This window comes from Rhizobium changzhiense, assembly GCF_013087625.1.
GTDB lineage: Bacteria > Pseudomonadota > Alphaproteobacteria > Rhizobiales > Rhizobiaceae > Rhizobium > Rhizobium sophorae.
Window position 1 is genome coordinate 195877 of record NZ_JABFCQ010000002.1, and the last position, 15692, is coordinate 211568.

General features: G+C 59.5%; 16 protein-coding genes. 8 read left to right on the forward strand and 8 right to left on the reverse strand.

Going from position 1 to position 15692, the window contains the following annotated elements; all coding sequences use genetic code 11:
* Positions 1 to 118: 118 nt before the first annotated feature.
* Both G9X68_RS10375 and G9X68_RS10380 read right to left on the reverse strand, forming a co-directional pair.
* Positions 119 to 430, reverse strand: coding sequence for a hypothetical protein (locus G9X68_RS10375; RefSeq protein WP_168275161.1), 312 nt, complete (start codon positions 428 to 430; stop codon positions 119 to 121).
* Positions 431 to 588: 158 nt separating this feature from the next.
* On the reverse strand, positions 589 to 1041 hold the full coding sequence (locus G9X68_RS10380; RefSeq protein WP_171602309.1) for a DUF3597 domain-containing protein: 453 nt from the start codon (positions 1039 to 1041) through the stop codon (positions 589 to 591).
* A 468-nt stretch (positions 1042 to 1509) separates the two neighbouring features.
* Between G9X68_RS10380 and G9X68_RS10385 the strand changes: the two genes are divergently transcribed.
* Positions 1510 to 2154 carry a hypothetical protein gene (locus tag G9X68_RS10385; protein ID WP_171602310.1) on the forward strand — a complete coding sequence of 215 codons (645 nt, stop codon included), beginning with the start codon at positions 1510 to 1512 and terminating at the stop codon, positions 2152 to 2154.
* Between the two features lie 62 nt (positions 2155 to 2216).
* Here the strand turns inward: G9X68_RS10385 and G9X68_RS10390 are convergent, their stop codons facing one another.
* The 4 genes from G9X68_RS10390 to G9X68_RS10405 form a co-directional block, all read right to left on the reverse strand.
* Entirely contained in the window at positions 2217 to 2990 is a 774-nt protein-coding gene (locus tag G9X68_RS10390; RefSeq protein WP_162118789.1) for an amino acid ABC transporter ATP-binding protein, read from the reverse strand.
* Between the two features lie 35 nt (positions 2991 to 3025).
* Positions 3026 to 4180 carry an amino acid ABC transporter permease gene (locus tag G9X68_RS10395; protein ID WP_171602311.1) on the reverse strand — a complete coding sequence of 385 codons (1155 nt, stop codon included), beginning with the start codon at positions 4178 to 4180 and terminating at the stop codon, positions 3026 to 3028.
* A gap of 1 nt (position 4181) precedes the next feature.
* The gene (locus G9X68_RS10400) at positions 4182 to 5384 is read right to left on the reverse strand and encodes an amino acid ABC transporter permease (protein ID WP_171602312.1); all 1203 of its coding nucleotides are present in this window, start codon (positions 5382 to 5384) and stop codon (positions 4182 to 4184) included.
* 103 nt (positions 5385 to 5487) lie between these two features.
* Positions 5488 to 6513 (reverse strand): amino acid ABC transporter substrate-binding protein, encoded by a 1026-nt coding sequence (locus G9X68_RS10405; protein ID WP_168308789.1) that lies wholly within the window; start codon positions 6511 to 6513, stop codon positions 5488 to 5490.
* 362 nt (positions 6514 to 6875) lie between these two features.
* On the opposite strand from G9X68_RS10405, the gene G9X68_RS10410 reads away from it, so the two are divergent.
* A complete protein-coding gene (locus tag G9X68_RS10410) occupies positions 6876 to 8066 on the forward strand; it encodes a cystathionine beta-lyase (RefSeq protein ID WP_171602313.1) in 1191 nt (396 codons plus the stop codon).
* A gap of 31 nt (positions 8067 to 8097) precedes the next feature.
* Here the strand turns inward: G9X68_RS10410 and G9X68_RS10415 are convergent, their stop codons facing one another.
* Both G9X68_RS10415 and G9X68_RS10420 read right to left on the reverse strand, forming a co-directional pair.
* On the reverse strand, positions 8098 to 9252 hold the full coding sequence (locus tag G9X68_RS10415) for an FAD-dependent monooxygenase (protein ID WP_171602314.1): 1155 nt from the start codon (positions 9250 to 9252) through the stop codon (positions 8098 to 8100).
* A gap of 27 nt (positions 9253 to 9279) precedes the next feature.
* A complete protein-coding gene (locus tag G9X68_RS10420) occupies positions 9280 to 9525 on the reverse strand; it encodes a zinc-finger domain-containing protein (RefSeq protein ID WP_003539274.1) in 246 nt (81 codons plus the stop codon).
* Between the two features lie 145 nt (positions 9526 to 9670).
* Here G9X68_RS10420 and G9X68_RS10425 point away from each other — a divergent pair, with 145 nt between their 5' ends.
* The 6 genes from G9X68_RS10425 (at position 9671) to clpA (ending at position 15643) form a co-directional block, all read left to right on the forward strand.
* Positions 9671 to 10456, forward strand: a complete 786-nt coding sequence (locus G9X68_RS10425) for an alpha/beta fold hydrolase (protein ID WP_171602315.1) — start codon at positions 9671 to 9673, stop codon at positions 10454 to 10456.
* A 128-nt stretch (positions 10457 to 10584) separates the two neighbouring features.
* Positions 10585 to 11418: a serine O-acetyltransferase gene (cysE, locus tag G9X68_RS10430; RefSeq protein ID WP_003539276.1), complete on the forward strand. Its 834-nt coding sequence runs from the start codon at positions 10585 to 10587 to the stop codon at positions 11416 to 11418.
* A 140-nt stretch (positions 11419 to 11558) separates the two neighbouring features.
* Positions 11559 to 11762, forward strand: coding sequence for a DUF3126 family protein (locus G9X68_RS32170; protein ID WP_003539277.1), 204 nt, complete (start codon positions 11559 to 11561; stop codon positions 11760 to 11762).
* 275 nt (positions 11763 to 12037) lie between these two features.
* The gene (locus tag G9X68_RS10440; RefSeq protein WP_171602316.1) at positions 12038 to 12409 is read left to right on the forward strand and encodes a phasin family protein; all 372 of its coding nucleotides are present in this window, start codon (positions 12038 to 12040) and stop codon (positions 12407 to 12409) included.
* Between the two features lie 380 nt (positions 12410 to 12789).
* Complete coding sequence (clpS, locus tag G9X68_RS10445; protein ID WP_017988219.1) at positions 12790 to 13140, forward strand: ATP-dependent Clp protease adapter ClpS; 351 nt, start codon at positions 12790 to 12792, stop codon at positions 13138 to 13140.
* 10 nt (positions 13141 to 13150) lie between these two features.
* Positions 13151 to 15643, forward strand: a complete 2493-nt coding sequence (clpA, locus tag G9X68_RS10450) for an ATP-dependent Clp protease ATP-binding subunit ClpA (protein ID WP_171602317.1) — start codon at positions 13151 to 13153, stop codon at positions 15641 to 15643.
* Positions 15644 to 15692 lie beyond the last annotated feature (49 nt).

Sequence of the window (15692 nt, forward strand, 5' to 3'; positions counted from 1 at the left end):
CGCCGCGCGTCTTTCCGATTTAAGGAACTATGCAGAGGTCGCAGCATCGCGATTGAGGACAGCCCCGCCAAAATGGCGGGGTTTCTGTTTGATAGGCCTCTGAAGGGCTCCGCTCTTTTCAGCGATCCAGGAAGTGATCGAAGTAGACCTTCGGGATAGGATAGGCGTAGACGCCTCTGTCGACGAAGCTGCGTCTATAGAGGCAATTTCTGAGCGCCGCGTTGTAATGCAGGCTTTGCGGATCCGGCGAGCCGCGCCGCCATGAGCTTGCCTCCGGCACGCAGCGTTGAAGCGCCTTGTCGTATCGAGCCAGGAGGACCGGGTCGGTATCGACCCGAATGCCGCTATAGGATTGATAGTTTGAAGGGGATTCTGCGGCCGAGATACAGCCCAAGCTCAGTGCAAGACCAACGACTGCCATCAATCTCATCGGATTTAAGTCTCCATGATCGATTTTTGAAGTAATCGAGCGCGACGTTATTGGTTCCAACGCCTGCGGGCAAGCGGACTCCTTGTTCCCTCCGCATCGGCGCGAGACCTTGCCGGGTGGCTGCCGTCGTAGAAATGGCGGCAGCCATCCGCCGTTGATTAATCCAGGAGATCGGCCGGGACCGTGCCGCCATTTTCCGAAAGCCGCTTCATCAGCGCCTTGTGCAGCCACATGTTCATTTTTGCGGAATCGTTGGTGTCGCCGGTATAGCCGAGTTCAGCGGCAAGTTCCTTGCGCTCGGTCAGGCTCGCATCCATCCCGACGGCTTTCATCAGGTCTACGATCGAGCGGCGCCAATCGAGTTTCTGACCGCTCTTCTTTACTGCCGCGTCAAGGATCGGGACGATATCGACTGTCCCTGTGCTGGCTGGCGCGGTGGCCGTGGGGACCGGCTTGCTCTGCGGGGCAGGGGCCGCAGGCGCCGCACTGGGGGCTGCCGACGGTGAGGCAGGCGCTTGCGCCGGCTCTGTCTTCGGCGCGCCGGCAGCAACGGGTTCGGCCGCTTTCGCCTCTCCGAAGATTGCATGTTTGATCTTGTCGAAAATGCCCATTCTAAACCTCCAGTTCCATCAGATGAGAAACATTCTGAAACATGGACTTCCCGCTTGATATATCCAGGCGGAGAGGGAGTTATTTTTAGCATGTTCAATCGCTAGTGGAAAAGCCAACGCCCGCGACAGCTGTGGTCGATCTCAAGGAAAAGTGCTATCGGATTTTCGTCGCCGGCTGAAGATCGCTGGCGCCATCGGAGGGAATACTTCAGCAAGCCTCCGACTGTCAGCGGACATGCCCGCTTCTGGCACAGTCGGTCGAGCAATTCGGAATTCAATAACCGTGAAACATCATTGCACGCCGCCAAGCCGACTTGCCGCGCCATGTTGTGAAACATTCGTCATCTCTTCACGTTGCCTTGCCATGGACGTCCTGTAGCTGCAGGCGTCCGGTCAATCGAAGGTACGCGCGTTCCTCGATTTTCGACTGCCGGGCAGATGGTTCGGCGGAATGAAACGGAGGAAAATATGACCCATAACCACAATAGACTGTCCTTTGCAGTGCTCGCATCTACCTGCGCCCTCCTTGCCATGCCGGCAAGCGATGCGCGTGCGATCGATGTCGGCGTGTCGGTGAATGCAGGCAATGCCGTCAGCGCCGATGGCGGGGCTTCGATCGGCAGTGGGAACGGCATCAGCGCCGATGCCAATGCTTCCGTCGGCGGCTCGAACGGCGTCAATGCCGATGCGATCGCCAATGCCGGTGGTGGCCGGGGCATCGATGCCGATGTCAATGCCAGTGTCGGTAACGGTCTCGATACAGACGCCAACGCCAGGATCGGTGGCGGGCGCGGCGTCAATGCCGATCTCAATGCGCGCACCGGCGGTTCTGATGGGCTCGATGCCAACACCACGGCCTCGGTCGGCAGCGGTAATGGCGTCGATGCCAATCTCGCCATCGGCAGGGCAGATGGGGTAGGCAGCGACAGGAGACCGGCGGCTGAGCGTAGCCTCAGCGCGTCCCAGATCCAGACCCTGGAGGCCTTTCGGGCGAGGCCTGTCAATGAGCAGCGCAAGATGCTCGTCCGTTGCGCCGATATATCCGGTTCAGGCGGCTCCGATTCCGGTCTTGCCGGTCTCTGCAGTCTGCTGCAGGCGACAGCTTCCCGCTGAACGCGAAAGACCCGCCGAACCGGAAGGCGCGGCGGGTCCTTTAAAAGCTTCAGCTCTCTGCCTCAGTGCAGGATCTGGCTCAGGAACAGCTTGGTGCGCTCGTGCTGCGGATTGTCGAAGAACTCGGCCGGCGAATTCTGCTCGACGATCTGGCCCTGGTCCATGAAGATGACGCGGTTGGCGACCTGGCGGGCAAAGCCCATTTCGTGTGTGACGCAGAGCATGGTCATGCCTTCCTCGGCAAGACCCACCATGGTGTCGAGCACTTCCTTGATCATTTCGGGATCGAGCGCCGAGGTCGGCTCGTCGAACAGCATGATCTTCGGGTTCATGCAGAGCGACCGGGCGATCGCCACACGCTGTTGCTGGCCGCCGGAGAGCTGGCCCGGATATTTGTTGGCCTGTTCCGGGATCTTGACCCGCTTCAGAAAATGCATGGCCACTTCTTCCGCCTGCTTCTTCGGCATCTTGCGGACCCAGATCGGCGCCAGCGTGCAGTTTTCGAGGATCGTCAGATGCGGGAAGAGATTGAAGTGCTGAAACACCATGCCGACTTCGCGCCGTACTTCGTCGATCTTCTTCAGATCGTTGGTCAGCTCGGTGCCGTCGACGATGATCTTGCCCTTCTGATGCTCTTCCAGACGGTTGATGCAACGGATCATCGTCGACTTGCCCGAGCCCGACGGCCCGGCAATGACGATGCGCTCGCCGCGCATGACTTTCAGGTTGATGTCGCGCAGCACATGGAAATCGCCGTACCACTTGTTCATGTTGACGATCTCGACCGCCACTTCCGTTGCGGAAACGGTGAGCTTTTTCGCTGGAGCTTCAGCCATGATTGTTTTCCCTCATTCTTATCGTTTTAGCGTTCTTATCGTTTGTGGCCGGTATCGAGATGGCGTTCCATGAAGCCTGAATAGCGCGACATGCCGAAGCAGAACAGCCAGAAGATGAAGCCCGCGAAGATGAGACCCGTGATCGGCGTGACGGAGCTTGCCCAGTTGGCATCGGAGAAGTTCAGCTTGACGATGCCAAGCAAGTCGAACATGCCGATAATGGTGACCAGCGACGTGTCCTTGAACGTTCCGATGAAGGTGTTCACGATGCTCGGGATGACTAGCTTGATGGCCTGCGGCATGATGATCAGCCGGGTCTTCTGCCAATAGCCGAGGCCAAGCGAATCTGCGCCTTCGAATTGTCCCTTCGGGATCGCCTGAAGGCCGCCGCGGATCACTTCCGCCATATAGGCCGACGTGAAGATCGACACGCCGATCAGCGCCCGCAGCAATTTGTCCACGTTCCAGCCTGTGGGAAGGAAGAGCGGCAGCATGACACTTGCCATGAACAGAACGGTGATCAGCGGAACGCCTCGAATGACCTCGATGAAGGTCACGCAGAGCATCCGGATGACAGGCATCTTCGAGCGGCGCCCCAACGCAAGCAGAATGCCGCAGGGCAAGGAGACGGCAATACCGACAAAGGACAGGACGAGCGTCACCATCAACCCGCCCCAGAGTGGAGTCTCCACCACTTCGAGGCCGAAGCCACCGTGAAGAAGCCAGAAGGCGATGACCGGCAGGACGGCGAACAGAAGAATGGCGTTCAGACCCTTGCGCGGCGCCGACGGGATCAGCATCGGAACCAGCAGCAGAATGAACAGGATCCCGACGATCGCCGGCCTCCAACGCTCACCGAGCGGATAGCGGCCGAAGATAAACTGATCGTACTTGGCGCTGATGAAGGCCCAGCATGCGCCACTCCAGCCGTCAGGCTGGATGCCGCCCTGGATCGTCGTCGCGCAGAATGTGCGGTCCGGCCCGGACCATACGGCCTGGATGAACAGCCAGTTGACGAGCTGCGGCACGGCCCATGCGATGAGCGCAAGGGCGAGGATCGTCAGGATCACGTCCTTGGGCGTTGCCAGGAGATTGCGGCGTATCCACGCGACGGCTCCCCTCTCGCCGGGGGGCGGCGGTTCGGCGGCAAGGATGGACGTTCTGACGAAGGGTTTATCGGCGACCGACATCTTATCTCTCCACCAGTGCCATCTTGGCATTGAACCAATTCATGAACAGCGACGTGAGAATGCTCAAGCTGAGATAGACGATACCCCAGATGCACACGATCTCGATCGCTTGACCACTCTGATTGAGGATCGTGCCACCGACGGCAACGAGATCCGAGAAACCGATCGCGATGGCGAGTGAGGAGTTCTTGGTCAGGTTCAGGTACTGGCTCGTCAGCGGCGGGATGATGATGCGCAGCGCCTGCGGCACCACGACAAGTCTCGTCACGCTCGACGGATGCAGCCCCAGCGCGCCGGCTGCTTCGGATTGTCCCTTTGGAACGCCGCGAATGCCGCCGCGAACGATCTCGGCGATGAACGAGGCGGTATAGAAGGACAGAGCGAGAAACAGCGACATGAATTCGGGGCCGACGACGGAGCCGCCCGTGAGGTTGAATTTTCCGGCAACCGGAACATCGAAGGTGAGCGGAAAGCCGGAGACAACGAAGACCAGCAATGGCAAGCCGACGATCAGCGCGATCGCCGTCCACACGGTGTGGAACGGCTGGCCGGTTGCGGCTTGGCGTTTGTGGGCCCAACGCGTGATGATGATGGTGGCGACAATCGCAATCAGCAGGGCAATGCCGACCGCTATCATGCCTGTCTCGAAGATCGGCTTCGGGAAGGCCAGTCCTCTGTTGTTGAGGAACATGTTGAACGGCAGACCCACCGACTCGCGCGGCTGCGGCAAGACGGAGAGAACGCCGAGATACCAGAAAAAGATGACGAGCAGCGGCGGAATGTTGCGGAAAACCTCGACATAGACCGTGCAGAGCTTGGCAATCAGCCAATTGCGCGACAGCCGGCCGATCCCGATCAGGAAGCCGATGATGGTCGCGGTGAAGATACCGGTCACCGCCACGAGCAAGGTATTCAGAATACCGACGAGAAGTGCGCGCGCATAAGTCGAGTCACTCGAAAAGGTGATCAGCGACTGGCCGATTTCGAAACCGGCGCGACCGCGAAGAAAGCCGAAACCCGATGCCGTATTGCTGCGGGCAAGGTTCACGGCCGTGTTGTGGGCCACCCACCATACAAAGCCCACGAGAACAACGATTGTTAGAAGCTGGTAAAATATGCTCCGGTATTTCGGGTCGTACATTGCCGACCGGAAACTCCAGCCGGTGTCATGCAAAGGTGTCCTATCCACAGCCCCATGCGTCATGCCGCGCCAATCCCCTTGTGCCCGTTTTCGGGCTTTCTTTTTACTTTTTGGAAGATGGGAGGGCGGCTCGGCCGCCTTCCCGGGATTTCATGCCAAAGCTCGATTAACGAACCGGCGGTGCGTACTGGATGCCGCCCTTGTTCCACAGAGCATTCAAGCCGCGTTCGATCTTAAGCGGGCTGCCCTGGCCGATGTTGCGCTCGAAGATTTCGCCATAATTGCCGACGCCCTTGATGACGTTGGCGGCCCAATCATTGGTCAGGCCGAGATCGGTACCAATCTTGGTGTCGGTCTCGCTGCCGAGGAAGCGCTTGATGTCCGGGTTCGGCGAGTTCTTCATCTCGTCGACATTTGCCTGGGTGATGCCGAACTCTTCGGCATTGATCAGCGCATAAGCCGTCCAGGAAACGATATCGAACCACTGATCATCACCCTGACGGACGGCCGGGCCAAGCGGCTCCTTGGAGATGATCTCAGGAAGGATGACGTGTTCGTCGGGGTTCTTCAGCGTCAGACGCAACGAATAGAGACCAGATTGGTCGGTCGTGTAAACGTCGCAACGACCGGCGTCGTAGGCCGCGTTGACCTCAGGAAGATTTTCGAAGACGACCGGATTGTACTGCAGATTGTTCGTCTTGAAGTAATCGGCGAGGTTCAGTTCCGTGGTCGTGCCCGACTGTACGCAGACTGCGGCGCCGGAGAGTTCGAGAGCCGACTTCACATTCAGGCTCTTGCGCACCATGAAGCCCTGACCGTCATAATAGGTGACGGGACGGAAGTTGAAGCCGAGTGCGGTGTCGCGATTGATTGTCCAAGTGGTGTTACGCGAGAGAACGTCGATTTCACCGGACTGCAGAGCGGTGAAGCGTTCCTTCGCATTTGTCGGCGTGTACTTGACCTTGGTGGGGTCGCCGAACACGGCCGAAGCGACGGCCTTGCAGAAGTCGACGTCGAAGCCGGCCCAATTGCCGGAAGCGTCAGGTGCGGCAAAGCCGGTAAGGCCGGTATTGACGCCGCACTGAACGAAACCCTTTGCCTTGACATCCGTGAGTGTCGTGGCCGAAGCAGCCGAAGCGCCAAGAGCGAAAACTGCTGCGCCGATCGTTGCGGACAGAAGCTTGTTCTTCATTTTTTCCCAACCTTTTCCGTTGTCTTGTATTTTCTTGTGGGAAGTTCCGGCGGAAAAACTCTGCCGCCCCCCATTTTCTCGACACCCTCCCGGCGCGAGTTGTTCTATCACAGTCGCAAATGTCACCAGGGTCAAGTGTCGCGGTCAATAATTGCGGCAAATTTCAGCATTTTGGGAGATTGCGCTGCGTTCGTGGGCACTTGGCTATGAAATAGGCGCCTGATTGCGGAAAAATAACGCGAAAATCGTGGCTTCCACCGCTTCGCTACGTCGCCGGCGATCAACTCCTAGGGGTTGACCTGATATGGCGGGGCGTCCAAAAGTCCGGTTTCGCGTCTCCGTCGCCAAAGGCTATTCCCGACATGAAAGACAAAGACAGCTTGCTGCAGAATGCCGGCATCAACACCCGCCTGACCCATATCGGCAACGATCCTTTCGACTATCACGGCTTCATCAATCCGCCGGTCGTGCATGCCTCGACGGTGCTGTTTCCGAATGCGCGGGCGATGGAGACGCGCACGCAGAAATATACCTACGGAACGCGCGGCACACCGACGACGGATGCGCTCTGCGAGGCGATCGACGCGCTCGAAGGTTCGGCCGGGACGATCCTCGTGCCCTCGGGTCTTGCGGCCGTCACCATTCCGTTTCTGGGTTTCGTCGCTACCGGCGATCACGCGCTGGTTGTCGATTCGGTCTATGGCCCGACGCGTCATTTCTGCGATACGATGCTGAAGCGCCTCGGCGTCGAGGTGGAATATTACCACCCGGAGATCGGCGCCGGCATCGAGACGCTGTTCCGGCCGAACACCAAGCTCGTTCATACCGAGGCTCCGGGCTCCAACACCTTCGAAATGCAGGATATTCCGGCGATCTCGGCGGTTGCGCACCGCCACGGCGCCGTGGTCATGATGGACAATACCTGGGCGACGCCGGTCTATTTCAGGCCGCTCGATTACGGCGTCGACATCTCCATCCACGCATCGACGAAATATCCGTCCGGCCATTCGGACATCCTGCTCGGAACGGTTTCGGCCAATGCCGAGCACTGGGAGCGGCTGAAGGAAGCAAACGGTGTGCTCGGCATCTGTGGCGCACCCGATGATGCCTACCAGATCCTGCGCGGATTGCGCACCATGGGCCTGCGCCTCGAGCGCCATTATGAAAGCGCGCTTGATATCGCGAAATGGCTGGAGGGCAGGGAGGATGTCGCCCGCGTGCTGCATCCGGCCCTGCCGAGTTTCCCCTCGCACCATCTCTGGAAGCGCGATTTCAAAGGCGCCAGCGGCATCTTTTCCTTCGTGCTTGCCGCCGACGGCCCCGAGAAATCAAAAGCAAAGGCGCATGCCTTCCTCGACGCGCTCAGGATTTTCGGTCTCGGCTATTCCTGGGGTGGCTTTGAAAGCCTCGCTTTGCATGCCTATCTCAACGATCGCAAGGTCGCCAAGGCGCCGACGGACGGTCCGGTCATCCGCCTGCAGATCGGCATCGAGGACGTGGCCGACCTCAAGGCCGATATCGAACGGGGTTTTGCCGCGGCAAGCGCCGTCTGACCACACATGCTTTGTCGCCGATGGCGGCGCCTTACGGCAGATGGACAGCCCAATAGCCGTAGATCCAGTCGAGATCTGCCGCCAGGCTTAGCGGCGGCTTGAGGCCGAGCACGAGATCGCGGCCGATCCGGATCGGCCCTTTCGCATGATAGGCGAATCGGTTGAAGGCGCCGCGCTGGCGTAGCCTCGCAATGCGTGGCGCCCGGTGTTTTTCGAAGCGCGATAGCGCTTCCGCCACGGGACGGTTCGAAAGAAACGCCGCCAGTTCGTAGGCGTCTTCGATTGCCATGGCTGCTCCCTGGCCGGCAAACGGCATCATCGCATGCGCGGCGTCGCCGATCAGAACAGTCTTACGGCCGTCCTGCCAGGAACCCGCGGTGGTTTCGAACAGTGGCCAGAACGTCAGCTTCCGGGGTTTTTCGAGCAGCGAGACGATCGCGGCGTTCCAGCCGGAAAGGCGCCCCCGCAGCTGCGCCCGCTGTTCTTCCGTCGCCTCGCTTTGCCAGGCCTGCGGCGCGAAATTGCCGGCGGTGATCGCCACCATGTTGAAGCTGCCGGTCTCTCTCAGCGGATAGCATACGAGGTGCGCCGAACCGCCGAGAAAAGCTGAAACGCTTGCCCGGTCGAGGAAACCCGGCGCCTCAGTTTCGGCAATCGTAAAACGGTAGGCGATATTGCCGGAAAAGCGCGGCGATGGGCTGCTCGGAACGAATTGCCGGAGCTTCGACCAGACGCCGTCAGCGCCGATCACAACATCGGCCGTCCGCTCGAAAGGCGGTAGGGTCGAATCTATCCGCACGCCAAGGTGAAGCCGGCAGAGCGGATCGGCCGCAACCGCATCCAAAAGCGCTTTCTGCAATGTGGTGCGGTGGAGGACGCCATAGGGAGCGCCCCAGCGTTCTCGCGCGAATTTGCCGGCCGGCACCGCCGCGAGTTGGCGGAGCGATCCGCCCGATATCAGCCGGATCGCGTCCGGCTCGAGCCAGACCTTTGACAGCCCGTCAAGGATACCGAGTTCGGCAAGGATGCGGGAGGCGTTCGGCGAAACCTGCAATCCGGCGCCGATGTCGATGAGTTCGCCCGCTTGTTCGAAAATCTCCGAGCTGATACCCCGGCGCGAAAGCGCAAGGGCAGCGCTCAGCCCCGATATCCCGGCGCCGATGATGGCGGCATGTTCGACCGGCATTATCCGTCCGATCCGGATCTGGACGGGTTACGCCGCCTTCACGTGGAAAACGCAACCGGCCGGATTGGTCTGGCTCGGCTTGAGCGCGGAATTGAAGCGATAGAGCGTCGAGCAGTAGGAACAGACCTTCTCGTTGTCGTCGCCCATGTCGATGAAGATATGCGGATGATCGAAGGGAGCCGAAGCGCCGGTGCACATGAATTCCTTGACGCCGACTTCGATAACGCGGTGACCGCCGTCGTTCTGGAAGTGAGGAATGTTGTGGCCGGCCATGTCGCTCTCCGAATGCTTTGAAATGTGCGCGAACCTTATAAGCCTTCGCCGCAAATGTGTAGAGCCAAACCGCCGCACCAGGCACAGTTTTTGGCTTCACGATGAAAGGCCGCTCGACTATGGTCGCGCCAAAAAGGAAGGCCCGATGAACCTGAATACGCCCACATTTTCGAGCTTCACCCATGACGGACTGCAGCTCGCCTTCTTCGATGAGGGCGATCCGGCCGGTGTGCCCGTATTGTTGATCCACGGCTTTGCCTCGACCGCAAACGTCAACTGGGTGCATCCGGGCTGGCTGAAGACGCTCGGCGATGCCGGCTACCGGGTGATCGCCATCGACAATCGCGGCCACGGCGCCAGCGACAAACCGCATGATGCCGAAGCCTATCGTCCCTGGGTCATGGCCGGTGACGCGATCGCGCTGCTCGACCATCTCGGCATTCCGGAAGCCAATGTCATGGGCTATTCGATGGGCGCGCGCATTTCCGTCTTTGCCGCACTTGCCAATCCGCATCGCGTCCGTTCGCTGGTTCTCGGCGGCCTCGGCATCGGCATGACCGATGGCGTCGGCGACTGGGACCCGATCGCCGATGCGCTGCTGGCCTCCTCGCTCGACGAAGTGACGCACGCCCGCGGCCGTATGTTCCGCGCCTTCGCCGAGCAGACGAAGAGCGACCGGGTCGCTCTTGCTGATTGCATCCGCGGCTCGCGCGATCTCGTCGCTCGCTCCGACATGGCCAAGCTAGACATGCCGACGCTGATCGGCGTCGGCACCAAGGATGATATCGCCGGCTCGCCGCAGGAATTGGCGGCGCTGATGCAAAATGCCGAAGCGCTCGATATTCCGGGCCGCGATCATATGCTCGCCGTCGGCGACAGGGTTTTCAAGCAGGCGGTGCTGGCCTTCTATGCAAGGGTCGCCCATCGCTGACAACATCGTGATGCCGAAAAACCGTGCTAAAAAACCATGGCGACGGCACCCATTTATGTTATTGGCGTTTTCCTCTATATATTGGCATTCCGAAAACGGCATTCCTGCTGGCAGCGAGGAGAGCGGCGATGGTCGCAAAGACTGACATCCGTGCTTTTGACACAGGCCATCCTCTGAAAGTGATGGATCCCATCTGGGACAGCCTGCGCGAGGAAGCCCGGCTCGCCGCCGAACGGGACCCGGTTCTCGCCGCCTTCCTCTATTCGACGGTGATCAACTACCATTCGCTCGAGGAATGCGTCATTCACCGCATCTGCGAACGTCTCGATCACCCCGACATGCAGGCGAACCTGCTTCGCCAGACCTTCGAGGAAATGCTCCTCGACTGGCCTGACTGGAGCTCCATCCTGCGCGTCGATATCCAAGCGATCTACGATCGCGACCCCGCCTGCCTGCGTTTCATGGAGGCGGTGCTTTATTTCAAGGGTTTCCATGCGCTGCAGACGCATCGTCTCGCCCATTGGCTGCTGAACCGCGGCCGGCGTGATTTTGCCCTCTATCTGCAGAGCCGCTCCTCCAGCGTCTTCCAGACCGACATCAATCCGGCCGCCCGTATCGGCAAGGGCATCTTCCTCGATCACGCCACCGGTCTCGTCGTCGGCGAGACGGCCGTCATCGGCGACAACGTCTCGATCCTGCACGGCGTCACACTCGGCGGCACCGGCAAGGAGGGCGCTGACCGCCATCCGAAGATCGGCTCCGGCGTCATGATCGGCGCCGGCGCCAAGATCCTCGGCAATATCGAGATCGGCTACTGCTCACGCGTCGCCGCCGGCTCCGTCGTGTTGAAGGCGGTGCCGCCCAAGAAGACGGTGGCGGGCGTGCCGGCCAAGGTCGTCGGCGAGGCCGGTTGTTCGGAGCCGTCGCGTAACATGGACCAGGTGATCGGCGCCGATATCTGAGCGCCGTTTGGAAACAAGGATAGGAAAAGTCGGCGGGATCCAAGCGGGGAGGGCCATGAGCAAACGGCAACCTTGCCTTTACACCGCTGCATTTCCTGTGCAAGAAGCGGCCAATCAAGACCGCTTACGGAGATGACAGAGTGAAGCCAGAAGAAATCAAGAAGCTCGACGCCTATTTCAAGCGCATGTTCAATCCGCAGATGATCGTCAAGGCGCGTCCGCGCAAGGATGATTCTGCGGAAGTCTATCTCGGCGAAGAATTTCTGGGTGTCGTCTATATCGATGACGAGGACGGCGACCGCTCCTACAACTTTTCGATGGCGATCCTCGACGTCGATCTCTGATCGCGCTCGAAAGCTTCAAAAAGGACCGAACGGCGTGATCCGTTCGGTCCTTTTTTCGTTTTTTCGATTCGGAACGAGAATTTATTCAAAACTTCTGGTTGCGGCATTCTGATATATTTCAGCAAAATCAGTTAAAGACGTACGTGCCCCGGCGCGCGGGCTTTGTTATATTATTGTAATGCAACTATTGGATGTTTTGCAACGCACAAGACTACTTGACTATTTGTGCATTGCAGCTACCCTGCCGCCACCAACAGCCCAACGGAGGATGGCTCATGTTCAACTTTGACGACGCCAACAAGAAGAGCAAGGAAGCCGTCGACACGGCCCTGAAAACCTATTCCGACACGACCAAGGGCTTTCAGGCGATCGCCGCAGAAGCCACTGAATATTCGAAGAAATCCTTTCAGGACGCGGTGACGCATTTCGAAACGCTGGCCGGCGTCAAGAGCTTCGAGGCCGCTTTCGAGCTGCAGACGAACTACGTCAAGGCGTATTTTGAAGGCTTTGTCTCCGAGACGACGAAGCTCAGTGAGATGTATGCCGATCTCGCCAAATCAGCCTACAAGCCCTATGAGGCTCCGATCGCCGCTGCGGTCGGCAAGACCCCGAAGTCAGTGTCGCCGGCAACGCCTGCTGCCGCATGAGCTGATTTTGGCGGCGCAACCTGCGCTACATATTGAAAAACGAGGACCGGCTACGCATCTGTGGCCGGTCTTTTCGTTTCCGCTTTCGCTGCAGCGCCCGCATGGGATCGGCTAAAGCGCGTCGCAATCTTTCAGATTCGCTCTTCGCGCTTTAGGTCTTTGTTTTTACGCATGTCGTTACCGCAAAACCGCTGCACGGTGTTGCGCGACATGCTTTGGGGACTTTTTTGGTCTTTCCCGTGCATGCCGGCCATTTCTTGATTGCAGTGTCTGACAGGGGGCTTAAAATCAGCCTATTATGAACTAAGTTAGTGTTTCAGATATTCGGCGGGAAAAGCACCCTCCCATGCTCCGCCGGATTGCTTGAGGAATGAATGACAATGATCGCAAAGCCGATCCGGATGCAGAACGACAGCGAAAGGAACGGGGACAACGCAAATCGAACCTCGGTCATCACACGCACCAAGCCGAAGACCAAGAAGCCCAACCTCTATCGCGTGCTGCTTTTGAATGACGACTACACTCCCATGGAATTCGTCATCCATATTCTGGAGCGTTTTTTTCAGAAGGATCGTGAAAGTGCCACCCGCATCATGCTCCATGTCCATAACCACGGCGTCGGCGAATGCGGAATATTCACATACGAGGTAGCGGAAACGAAGGTCAGCCAGGTGATGGACTTCGCCCGGCAACACCAGCATCCGCTGCAATGCGTCATGGAAAAGAAGTGAGGATCTGAACGTGCCAACATTTTCGCCTAGTTTAGAGAAGGCGCTCCATCAGGCACTGACCTTTGCCAACGAGCGGCACCACGAATATGCGACGCTCGAGCATCTGCTGCTCGCCCTGATCGACGATGCCGATGCGGCCGCGGTCATGGGTGCCTGCAATGTCGATCTCGACGCGTTGCGCAAGACGCTCGTCGAATATGTCGATAACGAACTTTCCAACCTGATCACTGGTTATGACGAGGATTCGAAGCCGACCTCCGGCTTCCAGCGCGTCATCCAGCGTGCCGTCATCCACGTGCAATCGTCCGGCCGCGAGGAGGTGACCGGCGCCAACGTGCTCGTCGCCATCTTCGCCGAGCGCGAAAGCCATGCCGCCTATTTCCTGCAGGAGCAGGAGATGACCCGCTACGATGCCGTCAACTATATCTCCCACGGCATCGGCAAGCGGCCGGGCGCTTCGGATGTGCGTCCCCCGCGCGGCGCCGAGGACGAAGCCGAAAGCAGCAAGCCGACGGCGCGCGGCGGCGAGGAAGAGGGCGGCTCGAAGAAGCAGCAGGATGCGCTCAAGGCCTATTGCGTCAATCTCAACGAGAAGGCCAAGGGCGGCAAGATCGATCCGCTGATCGGCCGTCACGCCGAGGTCAGCCGCACGATCCAGATCCTGTGCCGCCGTTCGAAGAACAATCCGCTCTATGTCGGCGATCCCGGCGTCGGCAAGACGGCGATCGCCGAAGGCCTTGCCAAGCGCATCGTCGAAGGCAAGGTTCCCGAAGCGCTCGCCGATGCGACGATCTTCTCGCTCGACATGGGCACGCTGCTCGCCGGCACGCGCTACCGCGGCGATTTCGAGGAGCGCCTGAAGCAGGTCGTCAAGGAACTGGAAGAATATCCGGGCGCCGTGCTCTTCATCGACGAGATCCACACGGTGATCGGCGCCGGCGCCACCTCGGGCGGCGCGATGGATGCATCGAACCTCCTGAAGCCGGCCCTGTCATCGGGTGCGATTCGCTGCATCGGTTCGACCACCTACAAGGAATACCGCCAGTTCTTCGAGAAGGACCGGGCGCTGGTCCGTCGTTTCCAGAAGATCGACGTCAGCGAGCCGTCGATCGATGATGCCATCGAGATCATGAAGGGCCTGAAGCCTTATTTCGAAGAGTATCACCACCTGCGTTATTCGAACGACGCCATCAAGTCGGCCGTCGAATTGTCGGCCCGCTACATCTCCGACCGCAAGCTGCCCGACAAGGCGATCGACGTGATCGACGAAACCGGTGCGGCCCAGATGCTGCTGCCGCCGTCGAAGCGCCGCAAGCTGATCACCGAAAAGGAGATCGAGGCGACGGTCGCCACGATGGCGCGCATTCCGCCGAAGACCGTCTCCAAGGACGACGAAGCCGTGCTCGCCAATCTCGAGCAGGAACTGCGTTCGGTGGTCTACGGCCAGGATATCGCGATCGAAGCCCTTTCGACCTCGATCAAGCTGGCGCGTGCCGGTCTTCGCGAGCCGAACAAGCCGATCGGCGCCTATGTCTTCTCCGGTCCGACCGGCGTCGGCAAGACCGAGGTGGCAAAGCAGCTGGCATCGTCGCTCGGCGTCGAACTGCTGCGCTTCGACATGTCGGAATATATGGAGCGGCACACGGTTTCGCGTCTGCTCGGCGCACCTCCCGGCTATGTCGGCTTCGACCAGGGCGGCCTTCTGACCGATGGCGTCGATCAGCATCCGCATTGCGTGGTCCTGCTCGACGAAATCGAGAAGGCGCATCCCGACATCTACAATATCCTCTTGCAGGTCATGGACCACGGCACGCTGACCGACCATAACGGCAAGAAGATCGACTTCCGCAACGTCATCCTGATCATGACGACCAATGCGGGTGCGTCGGAAATGGCCAAGGCGGCGATCGGCTTCGGCTCGTCCAAGCGCACCGGCGAGGACGAAGAGGCACTGACCCGTCTCTTCACGCCGGAATTCCGCAACCGTCTCGACGCGATCATTCCTTTCGCGGCGCTGCCGACGGCTGTTATCCACAAGGTCGTGCAGAAGTTCATCATGCAGCTGGAGGCGCAGCTTTCCGAAAGGAACGTCACCTTCGACCTGCATGAGGACGCGATCGCCTGGCTGGCGGAAAAGGGTTACGACGAGAAGATGGGCGCCCGCCCGCTTGCTCGCGTCATTCAGGATACGATCAAGAAGCCGCTCGCCAACGAAATCCTCTTCGGCAAGCTGAAGAAGGGCGGCGTCGTCAACGTCACCGTCGGCCCGAAGGAAGACGGCAAACCCGGCATCGTGCTCGAAGCTATTTCGGAAACGGCGCCGATCAAGCCGAAGCCCGAAGCCGAGGTCGTGCATCCCGAAGGCGATGATGGGTATGACGGCGAGCTGAAGACCAAGGCAGCCCGCAAGACCCGCGCCAAGGCGGTGCCGCAGGCCGAGCCTGAGGTCCGCGACGCCCCGAAGAAGGGAAGCGCGGTTCCGAAGGTTCCACGCAAGAAGTAAGATACCGTCACCGAATTGGAAAAGGCCGCGTTCTCAGCGGCCTTTTTCG